Raw genomic sequence first — 20,046 nt, forward strand, 5'->3', positions numbered from 1 at the left:
GGGAGGTGCTGGGGGAGGGGACGAACCGTCGAGAAGCAAACTGCGATCCCACAGCCCACGCCGAGGTTGAAGCGATCCGCATGGCGGCGCGAACCTTAGGCTCCTGGCGCCTTGACGGCTGCGAGCTGGTTGTCACGCTGGAGCCCTGCACCATGTGCGCGGGGGCGATCCTCGGCGCGCGCGTGCGCTCGGTGGTGTTCGGGGCGTTCGAGCCCAAGACCGGGGCGTGCGGTTCGCTTTTCGACGCCCTCCGCGACCCCCACCACCTCCACACCGTAGAAGTGCGCGGCGGCGTGCTCGAATCAGCGACCGGGCAGCTCATGACCGGCTTTTTCACTGCTCTCCGTGACTGAATTGTTATGGCGGGCGCGCGGGTAGCGCGGGTAAGCTCGGAAATGTTAGTAACAAATCGAGCAAAGGAGACCGTTATGGCATTCGAAGGCAAGGCTGACCAGATCAAGGGCGACCTGAAGCAGGCTGCTGGCGACGTGACCGGCAACGAGTCCCTCTCCAACGAGGGCAAGGCCGACAACCTGGTCGGCAACATCAAGGAGGGCCTGTCCGACGCTGGCGAGGCCATCAAGGACAAGGCAAACGAGGTTGCCGCTAAGGTCGAGGACAAGCGCGAGGAGCACGAGGCTGAGAAGGCCGCGGAGAACGCTGCTGACCGCGCAACCGACATCTAAAGGCGATCTTGGCGGGCAAATTTGGCCGTGAGTACCGCCAACCGTTACGCTAGCTAGCGGTAGCGTGTCCGAGCGGCCGAAGGTGCTCGCCTCGAAAGCGAGTGTGGGTTAAACCACCGCGGGTTCAAATCCCGCCGCTACCGCCACAACTGGCACCTCAAGCAGGTGCCAGTTTTTCTTTTACCTGCCGCCGATTCGAAGGACGGAGACTTGGCGAAGCTGCTGTACCGGCTCGGGCGCTGGTCGTATGTGAACAAGTGGAAGGTCATCGTTGCCTGGCTTTTGATCTTGGCCGCCTCCGCCGGCGCGGCGCTGTCGCTGATGAAGCCGTTCACATCCGAGTTCAACATCTCGGGCACGCCGGCGATCGACGCGCTGGACACGCTCGAGGACAACTTCCCGGGCGGCGGCGACGTGGCTACCGCGCCCACCGTCAACCTCGTCTTCGCGGCGCCGGAAGGCCAAACCCTTGACGCGCCGCAGTACGACGCCGGCATCCAGGCGGCCGTCGACCACATCGCGGCGAACCTGGAGATCGAGAACACGCTGCGCTTCGGCAACCCGCTGCGCATCAACGGCCCGCTGCAGGACGAGCTAGTTGCGCAGATGACGGAGCTCGGCCTGCCGGAGGAGACGGCGCGCGCCGATGCGCACAATCTGCGCTTGCTTAGCGACGACCACCGCATCGCCTTCACCACCTTCGACTTCCAAGCAGAGTCCAGCTTCGCCGTGACCGAGGACCAGCGCGAAGTCGTCTTGGAGGCGCTGGACATCGCCCGTGACGCCGGCCTGCAGGCAGAGGCGGGCGGCGCCGGCTTCGGTGACCCGATCGAGGTCAACACCACCTCCGAGCTCATCGGCATCGGTGTGGCGTTTGTGGTCTTGCTCGTCACCTTCGGCTCGCTGGTCGCGTCCACCATGCCGATCATCACCGCCGTGGTCGGCGTGGCCATCGGCGCGCTGGCCGTTCTGACCACCACCCACTGGGTCGAACTTAACGACGTCACCCCGATCCTCGCGGTGATGATCGGGCTCGCCGTCGGCATCGACTACGCCCTGTTTATCCTGTCGCGCTACCGCCAGGAGCGCCGCACGCGCCCCGGCCCCGACGCTGCCGGCATGGCCGTCGGCACCGCCGGCTCCTCCGTCGTCTTCGCCGGCACAACCGTGTTCGTGGCGTTGATCGCGCTCGTTCTCGCCCGCATCGAGTTCCTGTCCTGGATGGGCATCGCCGCCGCCGCGACTGTGCTGGTTGCCGTGCTCGTGGCGCTGACCATGCTGCCGGCGCTGCTTGGCGCGTGGGGCGACAAGGCGTTCGCCGGCCGCATCCCGGGAGTCGCCGGCCACCGGGGTCCGGGCAACCGGCCCGCGAAGGACTTAGACGCGCGCTCCACGGGCCGCACGTGGGTGAATTTCGTGCGCCGCTTCCCCGCGCTCGTGATGGCGGTCGTGGTGCTCGGCCTCGGGGCCTTGAGCTACCCGGTGCTCAACCTCGAGATGGCGCTGCCGTCCGACACCACCAGCAACAAGGACACGACCCAGCGCAAGGCCGCGGATTTGCTCGCTGAGGGCTTCGGCCCCGGCATCAACGCCCCGCTGCTCGTGATTGTTGACGCCCACGCGGTCAACCCCGACGCCGAGGCGCTCGCCCCCTACATGGCAGCGATCCCCGATTCCGCAGGCGGCCGCGCAGAGAAGGCGGCGCTCGCTTCCTTCCTCTACACCGTCGGCCAGGTCGGCTCCGTCACGGGCATCGAGCACGCGCAGCTGGTAGGGGTCAACGACGACCTGACCGCCGCCCAGATCCTCGCCACCCCCGACGGCGGCCCGGACGAGCAGCGCACGCTGAACGTCGCGCACGGCCTGCGCGAGAACAACACCCAGGTCGAGGACACCACCGGCGTCACCATCGGGCTCACTGGGCTGACCGCCGTCCAGATGGACATCACCGAGGAGCTTGCCGGAGCCATGCCGCTCTACCTCGCGATCGTGGTGGGACTTGCCATCATCCTCCTCATGATCGTCTTCCGCTCAATCATGGTGCCGCTGGTGGCGGGCCTCGGCTTCCTGCTCTCAGTCGGCGCCGCGTTCGGCGTCACTATCTTGGTTTGGCAAGACGGCCTCTGGGACTTGGTCAACACGCCCGCCCCGGTCCTTTCCTTCCTCCCCATCTTCATGATCGGGGTGACCTTCGGCCTGGCCATGGATTACCAGGTCTTTTTGGTGACCCGCATGCGCGAACACTTCCTCAAAACCGGCGACCTCGAAGAGTCGACCGTCGAAGGCTTCACCCAAGGCGCGCGCGTGGTCACGGCGGCCGCGATCATCATGATCGCCGTCTTCATCGCTTTTATTAACCAGCCCCTGCCGTTTATCCAGATCTTCGGCTTCGCCCTCGGCGTGGCGGTGTTTTTCGACGCGTTCTTCGTCCGCATGGCGCTGGTGCCGGCGACGATGTTCCTTCTGGGCCGCGCGACGTGGTGGATGCCGAAGTGGCTGGATACCATCCTCCCAGAGGTTGACGTGGAGGGCACCCAATTGGAGGAAGCACGATGACCGAATTCGACATCACCCGCGAGCTGTACAACGAGCCTGGCAAGCACGCCCGCACGGGCGTCATCCACACCCCCCACGGCGACATTCAAACGCCCGCGTTTATCCCCGTCGCCACGAAGGCGACGGTGAAAACGCTCACGCCAGAGCAGATTCGACAAACTGGCGCGCAGGCCATCTTGTCCAACGCGTACCACCTCTACCTGCAACCCGGTCCCGGCATCGTGGACGAGGCCGGCGGCGTGGCCGCCTTCGAGAACTGGCACGGCCCCACCTACACCGACTCCGGTGGTTTTCAGGTGATGAGCTTGGGCGTCGGCTTCAAAAAGGTGCTCGCGATGGACACCGCGGGGCTTACCGACAGCGACATCCGCGCCGCCAACAAAGACCGCATGGCGCGGGTTGACGACGACGGCGTGGACTTCAAGTCCGTCATCGACGGCTCCGCCCACCGCTTCACACCAGAGGTGTCGATGCAGATCCAGCACCAGCTCGGCGCCGACATCATGTTCGCTTTCGACGAGTTGACCACGCTCGTGGACACCCGCGCGTACCAAGAGCATTCCGTCGAGCGCACCCGCCGCTGGGCGCGCCGCTGCCTTATTGAGCACGACCGGCTCACCGCCGCGCGCCCGGATAAGCCGCTGCAGTCGCTGTGGGGCGTCGTCCAGGGCGCCCAGTACGAGGACTTGCGCCGCCGCGCCACCCAAGGCCTGCTCGACCTCGACCGCGAAGCCCGCGGCGAGGGCCGCCGCGGCTTCGGCGGCTTCGGCATCGGCGGCGCGCTGGAGAAAGAGAACCTCGGTGCGATTGTCGGCTGGGTCACCGACGAGCTACCGGCCGACAAGCCCCGCCACCTGCTCGGCATCTCCGAGCCCGACGACATCTTCACTGCTGTCGAAGCCGGCGCCGACACGTTTGACTGCGTCGCTCCGACGCGCCTCGGCCGCCGCGGCGGCGTGTACACCCTCGACGGCCGCATGAACCTCGCCGCCGCCCGCTTCAAGCGGGACTTTAAAGGCGTCGACGAGGAATTCGGCGGCTACGTCAGCGAGAACTACTCCCGCGCCTACATCCACCACCTGCTCAAAGCTAAGGAGTACCTCGCAGGAACCCTGTGCACGATGCACAACCTCGAGTTCATGATCCGGCTGGTGGACAACATCCGCGCGGCCATCGACGCCGGCGACTACGAGGCCTACCGCGACGAGTTCCTCGGCCGCTACTACGCGTCCTAGGCCGCCGCGGCCTGCTCTTCCTTGCGGCGCACCCACGCGATCGTCGGGTAGGTGATCGGCAGCAGGATGACCTCCATGAGCGTCTTCCACAAGAAGCCGACCACCACGTAGTTCACGAACTCGCCCGCGGTGGCGATGCCGATCACGCCCGCGGCAATCGAGCAGAACAACAGCGTGTCAGCGAACTCGCCGACCACTGTCGAGCCGATAAGGCGCGCCCACAGCCGGTCCGTGCCGAAGCGGTCCTTCATCTTCTGCAGCACCCACGCGTTCAGCAGCTGGCCCACCACGTAGCCGGCCAGCGAGGCAAGCACGATGCGCGGCAGCAGCCCCAGCACCGCGGCGAAGGTGTCTTGCATGTCGTAGAAATCGGCCGCCGGCAGCGCGATGGCGATGTAGAACGACGCGATCGCGAGCAGCGCGATGCCGAAGCCGGTGAAGACGGCGCGCCTAGCGGTGTTGAAGCCGTAGACCTCGGCGATCACGTCGCCGATAACGTAGGAGAGGGGGAAAAGGAAAAACGCACCGTCGGTAAGCAGCGGCCCCAACGCGACACCTTTCTGTGCCGTGATGTTGGAGATGAGAAACACCGAGCAGAACACGGCGAGCAGGTACGGGTACGGGGAGCGGGAAACGCGGGGCGACATGCGTTTTATCATGGCACACATGGCTGATTCTGCAGGGCGCTACGCACCGAGTCCCAGCGGGGACCTCCACTTCGGCAACCTCCGCACGGCGCTTCTGGCCTGGTGTTTCGCGCGCCAGAGCGGGCGGCAGTTCTACCTTCGCGTGGAGGACATCGATTCGGAGCGCTCCAGCGCGGAGTCGGCGGCGCGCCAGCTCGAGGATCTCGCCGCGATCGGCATCGAGTGGGACGAGCCGGTGATCTACCAGCACGAACGCTTCGACGCCTACGCCGCAGCGCTCGCCCGCCTCGACACCTACGAGTGCTACTGCACCCGCCGCGATATCCGCGAGGCCGCGAGCGCGCCCCACGCCCAGCCAGGCATGTACCCAGGCACGTGCAGGAATCTCACGGAGGAGCATCGTGCTTTACGACGCTCCCACCTCCAATCCGAAGGCCGCCTCCCCGCCATCCGCCTGCGCTCGGCAGCGGGCGAGTGGAGCGTGCGCGATTTCTACCGCGGCGACTACACGGGGCCCGTCGACGACGTAATCCTGCGCCGCGGGGGGCGTGTGGACCAGGCGCAGGCGGGCGACTGGGCGTACAACCTGGCGGTGGTGGTCGACGACGGCGACCAGGGTGTCGACCAGGTAGTCCGCGGCGACGACCTGCTCGCCTCGGCGCCTGCGCAAGCGTACCTCGCGCACCTTTTGGGCTACGCCGAGCCGGAGTACGTGCACGTGCCGCTGGTGGTCAACGCGGAAGGCAAGCGCTTGGCCAAGCGCGACGGGGCGGTGACGCTGCGGGAGATGGCGGCGTCCGATGGCGCGGACGCGGTGAAGGAAGCGCTGGCGCGGTCCATCGGCGCGGACCCGGGTGACGTGCTCGGCACGTTCGACGCTGCTGCGCTGTCGCGCGAACCGTGGGTGTGGGCGCCGAAAGTCTAAGCCGTGAAGCCGACGTCCTTGCGCCAGGTCAGCTCGACGGCCGGGCGCACGGGGGAGAGCGGAGCGAGGATGTTGTCCACCCGCATCCACTCCGCGACGACCTCGTCGGGGGAGATGGTGACCACGCTGTAGCCGTGCGTGTCCAAGGCGACGTGGCGCAGGCTCGGGTTGGCGGCGTGGAGGTAGCTGCGCGCGACACGGAAGAGTGGGTGGCCCACCTGCACCTTCAACGAGTCGGCGACGTTCGGCGCGGTGACCGAGGAGCACACGACCTCGCAGCCGATGGGGCGGCCGTCGAAAAGCACGTTGTGCGCCCACTCGGAGTGGATGTCGCCGGTGAGGAAGATCGGGTTCTTACCCAAGCGGCCGAGTTCACCGATGAGGCGGCGTCGCTCGAAGTCGTAGCCGTCCCACTGGTCGCCGTTGAGCGGCACCTCCTCCACGCCGGGCAGCTGCGCGTTGGAGGAGAGGATATTCGACGACAGCGCCTTCGCCACCGGCCTCGTCGCCGGGTTCTGCATCACCGCGCCGAGGCGCATGGGGGAGAACATCACCGAGTTTCCCAGGGCGTTCCATTTCGCGTGTGAGCGCCCGATGGTGTCGATGAGCCAGGTGTACTGCTCGCCGCCGAGCATGGTGCGCGCGTCGCCCGGTTGGCGCGAGCCGCCCTTCCAGAACTCGACGTCGCGGTAGGTGCGCAGGTCCATGATGGTGAGTTCGACCAAGTCGCCGAAGCTGAACGAGCGGTAGATCCGACCCTGCGCCGACAACTGCGCTGCTCGCACCGGCATCCACTCGTAGTACGCCTGAACGGCGGCGTCGCGGCGCGCGAAGAAGTCGCCCTCGTGCGCGTGGTGGTTGCCGGCGCCCTCGCGCCACGTGTTGTTGGCTACCTCGTGGTCGTCCCACACCACGATCCACGGCATCGACGCGTGCGCGTTCTGCAGCGCTGGGTCGGTGCGGTAGCGGCCGTAGCGGGTGCGGTAATCGGCGAGTGAGACGATCTCGTGCGCAGGGGCGTGCAGGCGCACCGGCCCGTAGCCGGAGTACTCGTACTGCGCGTACTCGTAGATGTAGTCGCCGAGGAAGACGGTGAGGTCTATATCGCCCGACCACCCGCGCTCCGCCAGATCCGCGTAGGCGGCGAAGAAGCCCGCTTCCCAGTTCGCGCAGGACGCCACCGCCCAGCGCTGCCGGTCCACGCGCCACCCGAACCCAGGCGCCGTCTTCGTGCGCCCCACCGGCGACACCGCGCCCGCGTGCGGCCCGTCAACTACGACGAAGCGGTAGAAGTACACCGTCCCCGCGGCCAAGTCGCGCACGTCCACCTTCACCGTGTGGTCGGAATCCGGGTGTGTCGTCACCTCGCCCGACTGCACCACCTGCGTGAACTCGATGTCGCTGGCTAGCTCCCACCGCACGTATGTAGGAGCGCCTTGGCCGGAGCCGGGCCACGCCGCGTCGTCGGGCGTCACGCGCGTCCACAGCACCACCGCGTCCGGCAGCGGGTCGCCGGAGGCGACGCCGTGCACGAACGGCAGGGGAGCGAGCTCCATCTCGGCCAGCGGCGCCCGGGAGGGGGCCGGCTGGGAGCTCTGCGCCCACGCCTGGGTGGTCACGCCCGCCCCGACGGCGCCCACTGCTGCGGAGCGTCGGAAGAAAGTTCGGCGGGTTACGCGTGTCACGCCAGCAATAGTGCGGTACCCCGCGCGGGCCAGCCAGCCGGGGAAGCGGAGTTTGCTGAGGTTTCGCCCCGAATTTAACCCGCGTTTACCTCTTAGGAGAGGGTGGTGCGGGTGGCCAACGCGGCGTCGATACGCAACAGCCCCGAGCCGTCACCGCCGACTAGCTCGAGCTGGTCGACGATCTCGCCCACGGTGGCCTCTTCCTCGATCTGCTCCGTCAAGAACCAGTTCAGCAGCCCGCGGGATTCCAGATCGCCCGCCTCGTCCGCGATGCGGGTGATGTTGCGAATCTGCTCCGAGACCTTCTTCTCGTGAGCGAGCGCCGCGCGGAAGGCGTCGAGGGGGCCGTTCACCTGCGGCGCGTCGATGCGGATGTCGCGCGGCTGCACGCGCTCACCGCGGTCGATCAGGTGCTTGGCAAACTTCTGCGCGTGCTCCGTTTCCTCCTGCGCCTGGGCGGCGAACCAGTTGCTCAGGCCGGGGAAGGACAACGCGTCCATCTCGTTCGCCAGGAAGCGGTAGACGTACGCCGCCGCGTACTCCTCGGTCACCTGCTGGGTCATTGCTTCTTTGAGCTTTTCATCAACCATGCGGCAATGATACGGCGAAACCGGCACCCGATAACGAGTGCCGGTTCGCTAAAAAACTTGGCGGAGGATGTGGGATTTGAACCCACGAGGGTCGTGAAACCCGCACGCGTTCCAGGCGTGTGACATAGGCCGCTAGTCGAATCCTCCATTCAGCGACACCAAAAGCGTCTCCGCATACTGTAGTGCACACCCACCCGCGCACCAAAACCGCAGCTGGCGGCGGTGGGTTGTGTCCTAGTGAAGCGTCCCGCTACAGTGAAGGGCAGGATCCCACGCGGTGTTACCTTGTGAACTCCCCCAGGGCGGGAACGCAGCAAGGGTAAGCGAGCTCTGGCAGGTGCGTGGGGTCCCCTTTCTTTGCGCTGTAGAATTCGTGCCTATGAACTTGGATGAGCACGAGATTGAAACCCTGTCGGCTGAGGTCCGCGAGAAGTACGAGACTCTCAAAGCGCGCGGGCTGAACCTCGACCTGACGCGCGGCAAACCGTCGAGCGAGCAGCTCGACCTGTCGAACGGGCTGCTGGCGCTCCCCGGCGCCGGCGACTACACCGACGCCGCCGGCGCAGACGTGCGCAACTACGGCAACCTGCAGGGCATCGAGGACATCCGCGCGCTGTGGGCTGAGGTGCTGGGGATCGACGCGGCGAACCTTATCGCAGGCGATTCCTCCTCGCTGAACATCATGTTCGACTTGATCTCGTTCGCCTACATCTTCGGCACGAACGACTCGCCGCGCCCCTGGAAGGACGAGGAGCAGGTCAAGTGGCTGTGCCCCGTCCCGGGCTACGACCGCCACTTCGCCATCACGGAGCATTTCGGCTTCGAGATGATCCAGGTGCCGATGACCCCGACCGGGCCCGACATGGACGCGGTTGAAGAACTGGTGCGCGACCCGCAGGTCAAGGGCATGTGGACGGTGCCGATCTACGGCAACCCGACCGGTATCACCTACTCGCGCGAGACGGTTGAGCGCCTCGCCGCGATGGACGCGGCCGCCCCGGACTTCCGCATCGTGTGGGACAACGCGTACGCCATCCACACACTCACCGGCACGTTCCCGGAGAACCCGGACGTCATCGAGATCGCTAAGCAGAAGGGCAACCCGAACCGCTTCTGGTACATGTCGTCGACGTCCAAGATCACCCTCGCAGGCTCCGGCGTGGCGTTCTTCGCCTCCTCGAAGGCGAACCTCGACTGGTATGCCGAGCACGCCTCCATCCGCGGCATCGGGCCGAACAAGGTCAACCAGCTTGCGCATGTGAGGTTCTTTGGGGGTAAGGAGGGCGTCGATAAGCACATGCTCCAACACGCTGCCTCCCTGGCCCCCAAGTTCGAAGCGGTGGCGAGCATCCTGGAGCAGCGCCTCGGCGGCCTCGGCATCGCCGAGTGGACCGAACCCGAGGGCGGCTATTTCATCTCGCTGGATGTCACCGGCGGGTCCGCGACGCGCGTGTGGGAGCTGGCGAAGGACGCCGGCATCACCCTCACCAAAGCCGGTTCCGCGTTCCCGCGCGGCGTCGACGAGCACGACCAGAACATCCGGCTTGCGCCGTCGCTGCCGCCGCTGGACGAGGTGAAAACCGCGATGGACGGGGTGGCCACCTGCGTGCTGCTCGCGTGTCTCGAGGCGATGGGCAAGTAAGTAGGCTTAAGCGGCGTGGCTCTGTACAGGAAATACCGCCCAGCAACGTTCGGTGAGGTCATCGGCCAGGAGCAGGTGACCCGCCCGCTTTCAACCGCCCTCGATAACGGGCGCATTGCCCACGCGTATCTGTTCTCCGGCCCGCGCGGCTGCGGTAAGACGTCCTCGGCCCGCATCTTGGCGCGCTCCCTGAACTGCGCCCAGGGCCCGACGTCCACCCCGTGCGGCGTGTGCAACTCGTGTGTGGCGCTGGCCCCTGGCGGGCCCGGCAACTTAGACGTGATGGAGCTCGACGCCGCGTCGCACGGCGGCGTGGACGACATGCGCGACCTGCGCGAGCGCGCCATGTTCGCGCCCGCTGAGTCGCGCTACCGCGTGTTCATCATCGACGAGGCGCACATGGTCTCGCGCGAGGGCAACAACGCGCTGCTGAAGATTGTGGAGGAGCCGCCGGAGCACCTGATCTTCATCTTCGCCACCACCGAGCCGGAGAAGATGCTGCCGACGATCCGCTCCCGCACGCACAACTACCCGTTCCGCCTGCTCGCGCCCGCGGCGATGCGGGAGCTTTTAGAGCACGTCGTCGCCGAGGAGGGCGTGACGGTGGACGAGAACGTCTACCCGCTGGTGATCCGCGCCGGCGGCGGCTCGCCGCGCGACACCCTGTCGATCCTGGACCAGTTGCTCGCGGGCGCAGGGCCCGACGGTCTGACGTACGATCTGGCGCTCCCGCTGCTCGGGGTTACGGATCTCACGCTTATCGACGCAGCCGTCGACGCCCTCGCCGCCCACGATGCGTCCGCCATGTTCCGCACCATCGACGCGGTCATGGAGTCCGGCCACGAGCCGCGCCGTTTCGCCCTTGACTTGCTCGACCGGTTGCGCGACTTGCTGCTGGTGCGCACCGTTCCGGACGCGTTTGGGCAGGCGCTTGTCGACGCCCCCACCGACCGCGCCGACGTCCTCCAACAGGAAGCCGAGCAGTTTTCTGCCGCGCAGCTGGCCACCCTTGCTTCGGAGATCAACTCGCGCATCTCCGATCTGCGCGGTGCGACGTCGCCGCGGCTGCTGCTGGAGGTAATGATGGCGCACCTGTTGACGCTGCCGGCCGACCAGCCGCGCGCCGCGGCCGCGCCTTCACCCGCCGCGCCGAGCGTGCCGGCGGCTGCGCCTGCCGCGCCGAGCAGTTCAGGCGGGCAGGGCGGGGCTGCCGCGGCGGCGGCCGCTGCGGCTGCCGCCGCGACGCGCAACGTGCGCAGCACCTCCACTCCGGCGCCCCAGGAGGCACCCGCGCCCGCGCCAAAGCCTGAGCCTGAGCCCGCGGAAGCCGGCGAGGAGCTGTTCGACCGCGTCAAGCGGGATTGGACTTCGCTCCGCCAGTCCGTGGGCAGCCGAAACAAAGTCGCGGAGATCATGCTCACCGAGGCGCGCCCGCTCGGTTTCGAAGACGGCACGCTTGTCATCGGCCACAACACAGGCGCGCTCGCGGAGCGCCTCAACGCGGAGAGCAATAACGCCGACATCGTCGCCGTGTTCTCGGAGAAGCTGGGGACCCAAGTGCCGGTGCGGTGCGTGGTGGGCACTCAGATGGTTGTGGCGAAGGTGCGGAGCACTGAACGGGAGCCGAACGACGACGCCGAGGATCCAGCCCCTGCCCCGAAGGACTGGCGCGCCGCCGCGGCAGCCGCGAGCCAGCAGGCCGCGGCGAAGGCGAAGCGGGAGCGCGATGAGATCCCGCCGCCACCCGAGCCGGTAGAGGAGGAGCCGCCGTACGACCCGTGGGAGGGCGAGCCGCAGCCGGCGCCGTACACCCAAGAGGACGAAGAGCGCGACATGGCGGACCAGGCGCAAGGCGAGGCGGGCTCGCCCGACCGCCGCGACGCAACGGAGGTCGCCATGGAGCTGCTCGCCACCGAGCTGGGGGCGCGGCCGCTGTAGTGCGGCGGGGGTACAATAGTCGGCGGACTTTATTAGCGATGAAAGAAAGGGTGTCCCACACCATGACCCAGCCGAACATGCCAGCAGATATGCAGGAACTCATCCGCCAGGCCGCCGAGGTGCAGGCGGCGCTGCAGAAGGCGCAGGAGGAGCTCCTCGCCGCGGAGGTCGAGGGTACCGCTGGCGGCGGCCTTGTCACCATTACGATGACCGGCGGCGCCGAGATCACCGACCTGAAGATTAAGCCGGAAGCGGTCGACGCTGACGACGTTGAGACGCTGCAGGACCTGATTCTGGCCGCGTACCGCGACGCGCACAACAAGGCTGGCCAGCTTGCGCAGGACAAGATTGGCCCGCTGACCAACATCGGCGGCGACGCGGCGCCGCAGCAGGGCGGCCCGTTCGGCGGCCAGCCGGCAGGCCCGGGCGAGATCCCGTTCGGCGGCATCATCTAAGCGCTGCCCTACCACCCGCGCCTGGCTTCGGCCGGGCGTTCTTTTTTAGCAAGGAGTGTCCATGTTCGAGGGCCCGCTGCAGGACCTGATCGATGAATTCTCCCGCCTGCCCGGCGTCGGGCCGAAGTCGGCGCAGCGCATCGCGTTCCACCTGCTGAAAACCGAGCCGGAGGACATTGACCGGCTGCGCGCGGCGCTGGCGGCGGTGCGCGACGGGGTGATGTTCTGCCGCATCTGCAACAACGTCTCGCGCGACGAGGTGTGCCGCATCTGCGCCGATTCGGGGCGCGACAAGGCGCTGGTCTGCGTGGTGGAGGACGCGAAAGACATCCAGGTCATCGAGCGCACGGGCGAGTACACCGGCCGCTACCACGTGCTCGGCGGGTCGCTCGATCCGCTGGCCAACATCGGGCCGAAGGATCTGGCTATCGCGCCGCTTCTGCAGCGCATTGGCGGGGTGCAGAAGGATCTTGACGACGCCCCCGCCCCCACCATCAGCGAAGTCATCCTGGCAACCGACCCAGATACCGAGGGCGAAGCGACCGCGAGCTACATCGCCCGCCTGCTGAAGGACTTCCCCGACCTCACGGTGTCGCGCCTAGCCTCGGGCATGCCGCTCGGCGGCGACTTGGAGTTCGTCGACGAGCTCACCTTGTCGCGCGCGCTCACCGGCCGACTGCGGCTCTAGCCTTCGAGGTCCTCGGCTGCTTCGTCGACGGCGTCCTCGATAAGGAAGTCGAGGTCGTTCAGGAACGCGGTGACGCTGACCTGGGAGGAGTCGATGCCTTTGATGCGCAGCGGCCCAAGGGTGATGAAGTCGATCCACTTGTCCTCGACGGGTGCGAGCGAGAGATCCTCAATCGCCGTGATGAAGTTGTCGCGGTAGTAGCCCAAAAGCTGGCGGTGCGCCTCGGTGCCCAAATCGTTCCACGGCGCGCCGACAGAGATCCAGTCCATGCCGACGCAGTCGATGTCGGTGCGGGTTGCCAGCCACTCGCACAGCTCGGGGTCGAGGCACGGGCCTTGGGCACGGTAGACCTCGGGGTTCTCGGTGCGGTAGCGCTCGAAGCCGGTGCGGATGAGCAGCAGGCGGATGCCGTCGAACTCGTCGGCGTAGGGCTCGATGTCTTCGACTTTCACCACGGATTGGGGTTGGGATTTGGTGGGGACGTCGATAAGCAAAATCTCATCGCCGTCGAAGTTGAAGCGCTCGGGGCCGAGCTCAGCGAGCGTCGTGCCGCCCTCGACGAAGTGGGCGGGCGCGTCCATGTGGGTGCCGAAGTGGTTGGGCAGGTGCGAGATGAAGTCGTTGCTCGCGCCGTCCTCGCCGAGCACCGCATTGTGCTCGGTGACAAGTTCCGGCGAGCCGGGGTAGGAGGGGCCTTGCGGGTCGATGATGTGGCTCAAGTGCACGTACATGCGCCCCAGCGTAGCCAAAAACGCGTCTAGCTCAGCCGCTCCGCGCGCAGCCGGTCGATGACCGGGATATCCAGCGGCTCCAGCTCGTCCAGGCCCACGCCGAGCGCCTGCGCCAAAAGCAGGTCCGCCAGCTGGGGGTTGCGCGCCAGCGCCGGGCCGTGCATGTAAGTCGCGATCACGCTGCCCTGCACCACGCCCTCGACCGCCCCGCCCGCGCCGTTGCCGACGCCGCGCGTGACCTTGCCCAATGCAGAGGCATCCGGGCCCAAGGTGGTCGCGCCGATGTGGTTTTCGAAGCCGGTCAGCGGCTCCGTCAGCGCGGCTGTCACGCCGGCTCGGGTGGGTTCGGCGGCGACTTCCCCTATGGCGCGGGTTGGAAGGGGGGCGGTGGAGACGTCGATAAGCGAAATGCCCTCTGCCTCCGTGCCGTGGGCGTGGAACGCGCGGCCGAGGATTTGCATGCCGGCGCACACGGCGAAGATCGGCGTGCCCGACGCGGCAGCCGCCTGCAAGCCGGGGGAGGCGGCGAGGCGCGCGGCGGCGATTACCTGCGAGGAGTCTTCGCCGCCGCCGATGGTGTAGAGGTCGCAGTCGGCGGGGATGTCGTCGGTAAGCAGGATGCGCCGGACGTTCGCGTCGATGCCGCGCATCCGCGCCCGCTGCCGAAGCACCAGCGCGTTGCCGTCGTCGCCGTAGGTGCCCAGCACGTCCGGCAGAACGAGTCCGATGGTGAGCTTACGCACGGTAATCCTCCTGCTTGGTCAGCGCTTTTCGCAGGTTGAGCAGCGCGGTGTAGTTCGCCAGCACCTCCACGCGCCCCGGCGGGCAGGCGCGGATCGCCTCAACCGGGTCGTGCACCAGTTCGTGGTCGATGCCGGCGTAGAGCAGGCGCACGGCGAGGTCGGTTGCGCGCTCGCCGGCGGCGACGACGTGGGTGTCGCCGAAGTCCTCGAACGCGACGTCCCACAGCCAGGAGACGTCCTCGCCGTCGCCTTGTTTGGCGTTGACCGCAATCACCACGCCGTCCGCGTCGCGGTCGAGCATGGTCAGCGCTTCCTGCCAACCGGCGGGGTTCTTCGCCAGCAGAAGGTGCACGTCGCGCTCGCCGAGGTGGACGGTGGTGTAGCGCCCGGCGACGTTGTCGACGTCCTCCGCCGCGCGAATCGCCCTTTCCAGCGGCACGTCGAAGGCCTCGACGGCGGCGGCGATGGCTTGGGCCGCGTTGCCGCGGTTCGCCCGCCCAGGCAGCTTGAGGTCCAGCGGGTGGTCGCCCGAGGGGGTGCTTATCGACGCCCCCTCCAACCCCCAAGTCGGCCGCGGACGGCGGAACTCGCGACCGTCGGCAAGCGGCTCAACCGCGTACCAGTCGCCGTCGTCCGTGCGCACCACGTGGCCGCCGGAGCGGGGGTTGGTCACCGAGTCGCCGAGCCAGCCGGCGCCCGCCGCGACCCACACCACGTTCGGGTGGTCGTAGGCGATGGAGGTGATCAGCACGTCGTCGCAGTTGGCGATGACAGTGGCGTCCGGGTGCGCTTCGACGGCGGCGCGCAGCGCGCGCTCGATCTTGTTGATCTCGCCGACGCGGTCGAGCTGGTCGCGCGTAAGGTTCAGCAGCACGAAGGCCTCGGGGTTCAGGCGTTCAGCGACGTGCGGCACGTGCAGCTCGTCGACCTCGAGCACGATATGCGACGCCGCGCGCCCCGCCATCAGCGCCGAGATGATGCCAGCGTCCATGTTGTCGCCGCCGTCGTTGGTGGCCACGCTGTAGGTGCTGCGCAGCGCGCCGGCGAGCATGCGGGTGGTGGTGGACTTGCCGTTGGTGCCGGTGACCAGCACTGCGGGGCGGCCGCCCGCGAGGGTGGCCATAATGTTCGGGTCGATCGCCCCAGCCACAAGGCCGCCGATCATGCCGCCCGCGCCGCGGCCGGTGGCGCGGGAGGCGGCGGTGGCTGCGCGCGCGGCGGCGATCGCGGCGGTGGACCTTATGCGGGCGAAGCGAGACTGCTCACTCATGGGTGACAGGTTACTCCGCCGCGTCGGCGGAACCCGCGCTCATCTTCTCCACAGCGGCTTCGAATTCGCTGGGGGTGAGGATGGGGATGTCTTTGCGGTGGGCGTGCATCGCCTTGCCCCGCAGTTCGGCGCCCTTCGCGGCCGCCTCGGAGACGACGAGGGAGGACTGGCGCGTGAGCTTCTCCGAGTAGCGCAGCCCCGCGCGCACGCCGAGGTCGATCACCGTGTCGGGGTCGACGGTGAGGTCGTCGGTGACGACAAGTTCCATGCCTTTTTCCAGCCCGCGGGCCGGGTCGTAGACGCCCGCAAGCGGTGAGGCGGCGGCGGTGTCGCGCTCGCCGGCCTTCGCCGCGTCGACGCGCAGCGCGCTGCGCTGCAGGCCGAAGCGGTCGGCGGCAAGCGCAGCCGGGTCGTGCGTGACCAGATCGCCAGCCTCTTTCAGCGCGAGGTACATCGACACCAGCGTCAGGGTGTCGTCGCGGCCCGTCTCGTTCTGCCCGACCTCGACCCCGATGAGGTCGGCGACGGCGTGCAGGCGCGCGTCGACGGGTACGTGACCCTGGCGGCGCACAGTTGCCAGCACGTCGACGATTCCCTCCGGGCGCGGCACGTGCCCCACACGCTGGCGGCGGCGGTTGCCGCGCCCGCGGCGGGAGCGGTTCGCGCGGGCTGCCGCGTTCATCGCGCGCTTCGCCTCGGAAACGATGAAGCCCCAGGAAGTGGGGGAGTCGAAGAGGATGATGTGGCGGGCGTCGATAAGCCTGTCAAGCTCCTTCAACGACCGTGAGAAGCGCGGCGCCTGGGCGAAGTCGCTGACCTCAAGCCCGTGGGTGTGGCGCGGGCCGGCGTCCATCCCGGGGTTGAACACCTGGTGGAACTCCTCGCCGACGCGGCCTGCGTCATCGAAGGTCACCGCGTCGATCGTGAGCAGCCGGGCAGTGGTGGGGTGAATCCCGTTCGCCCGCGCTGTCAGCGCGACGTAGGGGAATTCACTCTGCTCGGTCATTCGTCGAAGCGTACTACACGCCGCCGGTCTTACCCTCGGTCAGCGCGCGGTTCGCGGCCGAGACGATGGCCTTGAGCGAGGCGCGCGTGGTGGAGCCAGCGATGCCAACGCCCCACGCGGTTGCGCCGTCGACGTCGGCGTAGATGTAGCAAGCCGCGTCCGCGTCGTCGCCCGCGGTGCGGGCGCGCTGCGAGTAGTCCTGCACCTCGAAGTCGATGCCGAGGCTCTCCAACGCGTTGGCGAACGCCGCGATCGGGCCGTTGCCGGTGCCGCTGATCTCGCGCTGATCGCCCTTCCACACCACGGAGGCGCGAACAGCGGAATCGTCCTCGTCGCTGGCCGCGCCGGTGATCTCGTAATCCACCAGCTCCAGCGGGGAGTCCAGGTCGAGGTAGTGGGTGGCGAAGATATCCCACATGTTCTTGGAGTTGACCTCGCCGCCCTCGCGGTCCGTGATCGCCTGGACCACCGCGGAGAACTCAGGCTGCATCGCCTTCGGCATGTTGATGCCGTGGTCGGTCTTCATGATGTAGGCCACGCCGCCCTTGCCGGACTGTGAGTTCACGCGGATCACCGCCTCGTAGGTGCGGCCGACGTCCTTCGGGTCGATCGGCAGGTACGGCACCTCCCAGGTGGTGTCGCGCAGCTCTTCCCACGACACGTCGGTGGAGGAGGCGTCGGGGCGCACCTTCTGCGCCAGCGCGTCGAGGCCCTTGTTGATTGCGTCCTGGTGCGAGCCGGAGAACGCCGTGAACACCAGGTCGCCGCCGTAGGGGTGGCGCTCCGGCACGCGCAGCTGGTTGCAGTACTCCACCGTCTGGCGGATCTTGGCAATGTCGGAGAAGTCGATCTGCGGGTCCACGCCCTGCGTCATCATGTTCAGCGCCAGCGTGACCAGGTCGACGTTGCCGGTGCGCTCGCCGTTGCCGAAGAGGCAGCCCTCGATGCGGTCGGCGCCCGCCATGTAGCCCAGCTCGGCGGCGGCCACGCCGGTGCCGCGGTCGTTGTGCGGGTGCAGCGAGATGATCACGCTGTCGCGCTTGGCCAGGTTGCGGTGCATCCACTCGATCGAGTCGGCGTAGACGTTCGGCGTGATCATCTCCACCGTGGACGGCAGGTTCAGGATGATCGGGTTGTCCGGGGTTGCGCCCATCGTGTCGACGACCGCGTCGCACACCTCGAGCGCGAAGTCCAGCTCGGTGCCGGTGAAGGACTCCGGCGAGTACTCCCAGCGCCAGTTGGTGTCCGGGTAGTCGTCGGCGATGGAGAGGATCAGCTCGCCGGCGTCGGTGGCCAGCTTCTTAATCGCGTCGCGGTCCTTGCGGAACACCACGTCGCGCTGCAGCTTCGAGGTGGAGTTGTAGAAGTGGACGATGACGTTTTTCGCGCCAGAGCACGCCTCGAACGTGCGGCGGATCAGGTGCTCGCGAGCCTGCACCAGCACCTGGATGGTGACGTCGTCCGGGATCATGTCCTTCTCAATGATCTCGCGCACGAAGTCGAAGTCAGTCTGGGAGGCGGACGGGAAGCCCACCTCGATCTCCTTGAAGCCCATCTCCACCAGCAAGTTGAACATGCGGCGCTTGCGCTCCGGGCTCATTGGGTCAATCAGCGCCTGGTTGCCGTCGCGCAGGTCCACGGCGCACCACTGCGGCGCGCGGGTGATTTTCTTGTCCGGCCACGTGCGGTCCGGCAGGGTGATGTCCTGAACCTCTTCGGCGAAGGGCAGGTAGCGGTCGACCGGCATCTGGCTGCCGCGCTGCTTGTTCCAGCTGGGCTGGCCTTCGTTGCGCGGGCCGTTGGGGGTCACGATATCGCGGGGGGCAAAAAAGTCGTTAGTGTGCGTCACGGTGGGGCTCCTTGTATCTCGGCTTGGATTGTATCCACGGCCGGCAAGCAAAAACTCCGCGACGGGGTGCCGGCCGTGTTAGTGGGCCTGATTCCCGCCGCGGCGTAGAAGGAGTAGCGCCTTTTGCGACATGTGACGCAGCCTACACAATCCTGGCGCGCCAAGGGGCGCTATTCGGAAAAGTTCTTACTTACCGAACAGCGTCCGCATCGCGCCAAACGGGTGATAGGGGTTGGCAACCGGGTACCCGCGCGGCGACACCCACGTGGGATCGCCGTCCACCACCTCGATCCGCCCGCGTCTTCGCACCCAGTCATCGTCGTCGTTGACGCGGTTGTGGTAGCGGCACAGCATGGTCAGATTCCGCATGTTCGTCGGCCCGCCGTGTTTCCACGCCTGAATGTGGTGGACCTGGCACAGGTCGGCGGCGCGGTGGCAGCCCGGCACCGGGCACACGGGTGTGGTGGCGCGGGCCAGGTCGCGCTGTTTCTGATTGGCGAAGCGCTCCACCCGGTACAGGTTGACCGGCCCTTCAACAGGGTGGAAGATCGCGGCCTCGAGGCCAACGCCGGCGTCGGAAAAATACTCAGACAGGAATTCGGCGCCGGTGATGGTGGTGCCGTTTGTAAGCCCGAAGCGCACCTCGTTCGCATCGCACTCGCCGGCAACAAGCGTCGACAGCGCCGGCGCCGGCACCAACAGAAGCGGGTGCGGCACGGCGCGAGCCACGCCGCCTGAGCGAATCACCTGCTTGAAGTTCTTGTACATCTGCGGCCCCGCCGGCCGCGACGCGTCCAACCCCTGCGAGCACCTAAATGTCAGGTCCGCGGCTTCTTTCTCTTCTGCGAAGATCATGATTTTGCACATGCCCCTCACTGAAGGCCCGACTGTCATCGTCGGCTCCAGCTCTTTCGGCTCCGCGGGCACCAGCTTGGCCACCATACGCGCGAAGGCCTGGTAGTCGCCCGGCCGCGACGCCGCCACCGCCTCCAGCACGTCGAGGCGCTTCCGTCCGCGCTCGCGGGCCGGCACCGACGACAGCTTCCGCTCGATCAGCGCCAGCTGGTGCAGAGACAACCGAGACCGGCGCACCAAACCGCGCGCCCGCGCCTGCTGCTGGTGGGCGTGGGTTTCCGCAAGGTACACCGCGTGCAGCCCCGCCCACGAGCGCACGGTGTTCGGATCCAGCCCCGCGTCCAGCGCCGCCTGCTCGTCGAAACCGGCCAGCGTGTCCAGCGCGGAGCCGGACATGGCCTGAAGCAGCGCGGCAAACGTCATGGCCCACACGTTATCGGCGCGCTGAGTAAGGCGACACCCCGCGCGTGCACACTATCGTGGGCGCGTGAGCTGCACGGTTGCAAGGAGCATGATGCTTATCGACGCCCCCATCAACCCCATTC

The 20,046-nt window shown here is 67.5% G+C and carries 18 protein-coding genes, 2 tRNA genes and 1 other RNA gene; 11 read left to right on the forward strand and 10 right to left on the reverse strand.

The window, feature by feature from the left end; genetic code table 11:
• The 5 genes from V6D40_RS10540 to tgt form a co-directional block, all read left to right on the forward strand.
• A partial coding sequence (locus V6D40_RS10540) for a nucleoside deaminase (RefSeq protein ID WP_334290324.1) occupies positions 1-353 on the forward strand: 353 nt, incomplete at its 5' end.
• 75 nt (positions 354-428) lie between these two features.
• On the forward strand, positions 429-686 hold the full coding sequence (locus V6D40_RS10545; protein ID WP_334290325.1) for a CsbD family protein: 258 nt from the start codon (positions 429-431) through the stop codon (positions 684-686).
• A 58-nt stretch (positions 687-744) separates the two neighbouring features.
• Positions 745-832 (forward strand) — tRNA-Ser (locus V6D40_RS10550).
• A 64-nt stretch (positions 833-896) separates the two neighbouring features.
• Positions 897-3,242 (forward strand): MMPL family transporter, encoded by a 2,346-nt coding sequence (locus tag V6D40_RS10555; protein ID WP_334290326.1) that lies wholly within the window; start codon positions 897-899, stop codon positions 3,240-3,242.
• Positions 3,239-4,477, forward strand: coding sequence for a tRNA guanosine(34) transglycosylase Tgt (tgt, locus tag V6D40_RS10560; protein WP_334290327.1), 1,239 nt, complete (start codon positions 3,239-3,241; stop codon positions 4,475-4,477). Before V6D40_RS10555 ends, tgt begins: the two co-directional genes overlap by 4 nt.
• On the opposite strand, the gene V6D40_RS10565 is transcribed toward tgt, so the two are convergent.
• On the reverse strand, positions 4,474-5,124 hold the full coding sequence (locus V6D40_RS10565; protein WP_334290328.1) for a queuosine precursor transporter: 651 nt from the start codon (positions 5,122-5,124) through the stop codon (positions 4,474-4,476). The genes tgt and V6D40_RS10565 overlap by 4 nt on opposite strands.
• Positions 5,125-5,143: 19 nt before the next feature.
• On the opposite strand from V6D40_RS10565, the gene gluQRS reads away from it, so the two are divergent.
• A complete protein-coding gene (gene gluQRS, locus V6D40_RS10570; protein WP_334290329.1) occupies positions 5,144-6,049 on the forward strand; it encodes a tRNA glutamyl-Q(34) synthetase GluQRS in 906 nt (301 codons plus the stop codon).
• On the opposite strand, the gene V6D40_RS10575 is transcribed toward gluQRS, so the two are convergent.
• From V6D40_RS10575 to V6D40_RS10585, 3 genes are all read right to left on the reverse strand, one after another.
• Positions 6,046-7,734 (reverse strand): alkaline phosphatase D family protein, encoded by a 1,689-nt coding sequence (locus tag V6D40_RS10575; protein ID WP_334290330.1) that lies wholly within the window; start codon positions 7,732-7,734, stop codon positions 6,046-6,048. The genes gluQRS and V6D40_RS10575 overlap by 4 nt on opposite strands.
• Positions 7,735-7,826: 92 nt before the next feature.
• Positions 7,827-8,324 carry a ferritin gene (locus tag V6D40_RS10580; protein WP_334290331.1) on the reverse strand — a complete coding sequence of 166 codons (498 nt, stop codon included), beginning with the start codon at positions 8,322-8,324 and terminating at the stop codon, positions 7,827-7,829.
• Between the two features lie 58 nt (positions 8,325-8,382).
• A tRNA-Ser gene (locus tag V6D40_RS10585) sits at positions 8,383-8,471 on the reverse strand.
• A 114-nt stretch (positions 8,472-8,585) separates the two neighbouring features.
• Between V6D40_RS10585 and ffs the strand changes: the two genes are divergently transcribed.
• The 5 genes from ffs to recR all read left to right on the forward strand — a co-directional run bounded on the left by ffs (position 8,586) and on the right by recR (position 13,047).
• Positions 8,586-8,683, forward strand: an RNA gene (gene ffs, locus V6D40_RS10590) — signal recognition particle sRNA small type.
• A 20-nt stretch (positions 8,684-8,703) separates the two neighbouring features.
• Positions 8,704-9,966, forward strand: coding sequence for an aminotransferase class I/II-fold pyridoxal phosphate-dependent enzyme (locus V6D40_RS10595; protein WP_334290332.1), 1,263 nt, complete (start codon positions 8,704-8,706; stop codon positions 9,964-9,966).
• A gap of 15 nt (positions 9,967-9,981) precedes the next feature.
• A complete protein-coding gene (locus V6D40_RS10600) occupies positions 9,982-11,904 on the forward strand; it encodes a DNA polymerase III subunit gamma and tau (protein ID WP_334290333.1) in 1,923 nt (640 codons plus the stop codon).
• A gap of 62 nt (positions 11,905-11,966) precedes the next feature.
• Positions 11,967-12,359, forward strand: a complete 393-nt coding sequence (locus V6D40_RS10605; RefSeq protein WP_334290334.1) for a YbaB/EbfC family nucleoid-associated protein — start codon at positions 11,967-11,969, stop codon at positions 12,357-12,359.
• Positions 12,360-12,420: 61 nt separating this feature from the next.
• Positions 12,421-13,047 carry a recombination mediator RecR gene (gene recR / locus V6D40_RS10610; protein WP_334290335.1) on the forward strand — a complete coding sequence of 209 codons (627 nt, stop codon included), beginning with the start codon at positions 12,421-12,423 and terminating at the stop codon, positions 13,045-13,047.
• Here the strand turns inward: recR and V6D40_RS10615 are convergent.
• The 6 genes from V6D40_RS10615 to V6D40_RS10640 all read right to left on the reverse strand — a co-directional run bounded on the left by V6D40_RS10615 (position 13,044) and on the right by V6D40_RS10640 (position 19,924).
• Complete coding sequence (locus V6D40_RS10615) at positions 13,044-13,778, reverse strand: cyclase family protein (RefSeq protein WP_334290336.1); 735 nt, start codon at positions 13,776-13,778, stop codon at positions 13,044-13,046. The genes recR and V6D40_RS10615 overlap by 4 nt on opposite strands.
• Before the next feature lie 26 nt (positions 13,779-13,804).
• Positions 13,805-14,521, reverse strand: a complete 717-nt coding sequence (locus tag V6D40_RS10620; RefSeq protein WP_334290337.1) for a type 1 glutamine amidotransferase — start codon at positions 14,519-14,521, stop codon at positions 13,805-13,807.
• Positions 14,514-15,791: a Mur ligase family protein gene (locus V6D40_RS10625; RefSeq protein WP_334290338.1), complete on the reverse strand. Its 1,278-nt coding sequence runs from the start codon at positions 15,789-15,791 to the stop codon at positions 14,514-14,516. The genes V6D40_RS10620 and V6D40_RS10625 overlap by 8 nt, the downstream gene beginning before the upstream one ends.
• A gap of 10 nt (positions 15,792-15,801) precedes the next feature.
• Positions 15,802-16,797, reverse strand: a complete 996-nt coding sequence (locus tag V6D40_RS10630) for a DNA polymerase III subunit epsilon (RefSeq protein ID WP_334290339.1) — start codon at positions 16,795-16,797, stop codon at positions 15,802-15,804.
• A 13-nt stretch (positions 16,798-16,810) separates the two neighbouring features.
• Complete coding sequence (gene leuA / locus V6D40_RS10635; RefSeq protein WP_334290340.1) at positions 16,811-18,646, reverse strand: 2-isopropylmalate synthase; 1,836 nt, start codon at positions 18,644-18,646, stop codon at positions 16,811-16,813.
• Positions 18,647-18,832: 186 nt separating this feature from the next.
• A complete protein-coding gene (locus tag V6D40_RS10640) occupies positions 18,833-19,924 on the reverse strand; it encodes an HNH endonuclease signature motif containing protein (protein ID WP_334290341.1) in 1,092 nt (363 codons plus the stop codon).
• Positions 19,925-20,046: the final 122 nt, after the last annotated feature.

Origin of the sequence: Corynebacterium sp. Marseille-Q4381 (assembly GCF_036881695.1) — a bacterium.
Lineage (GTDB): Bacteria > Actinomycetota > Actinomycetes > Mycobacteriales > Mycobacteriaceae > Corynebacterium.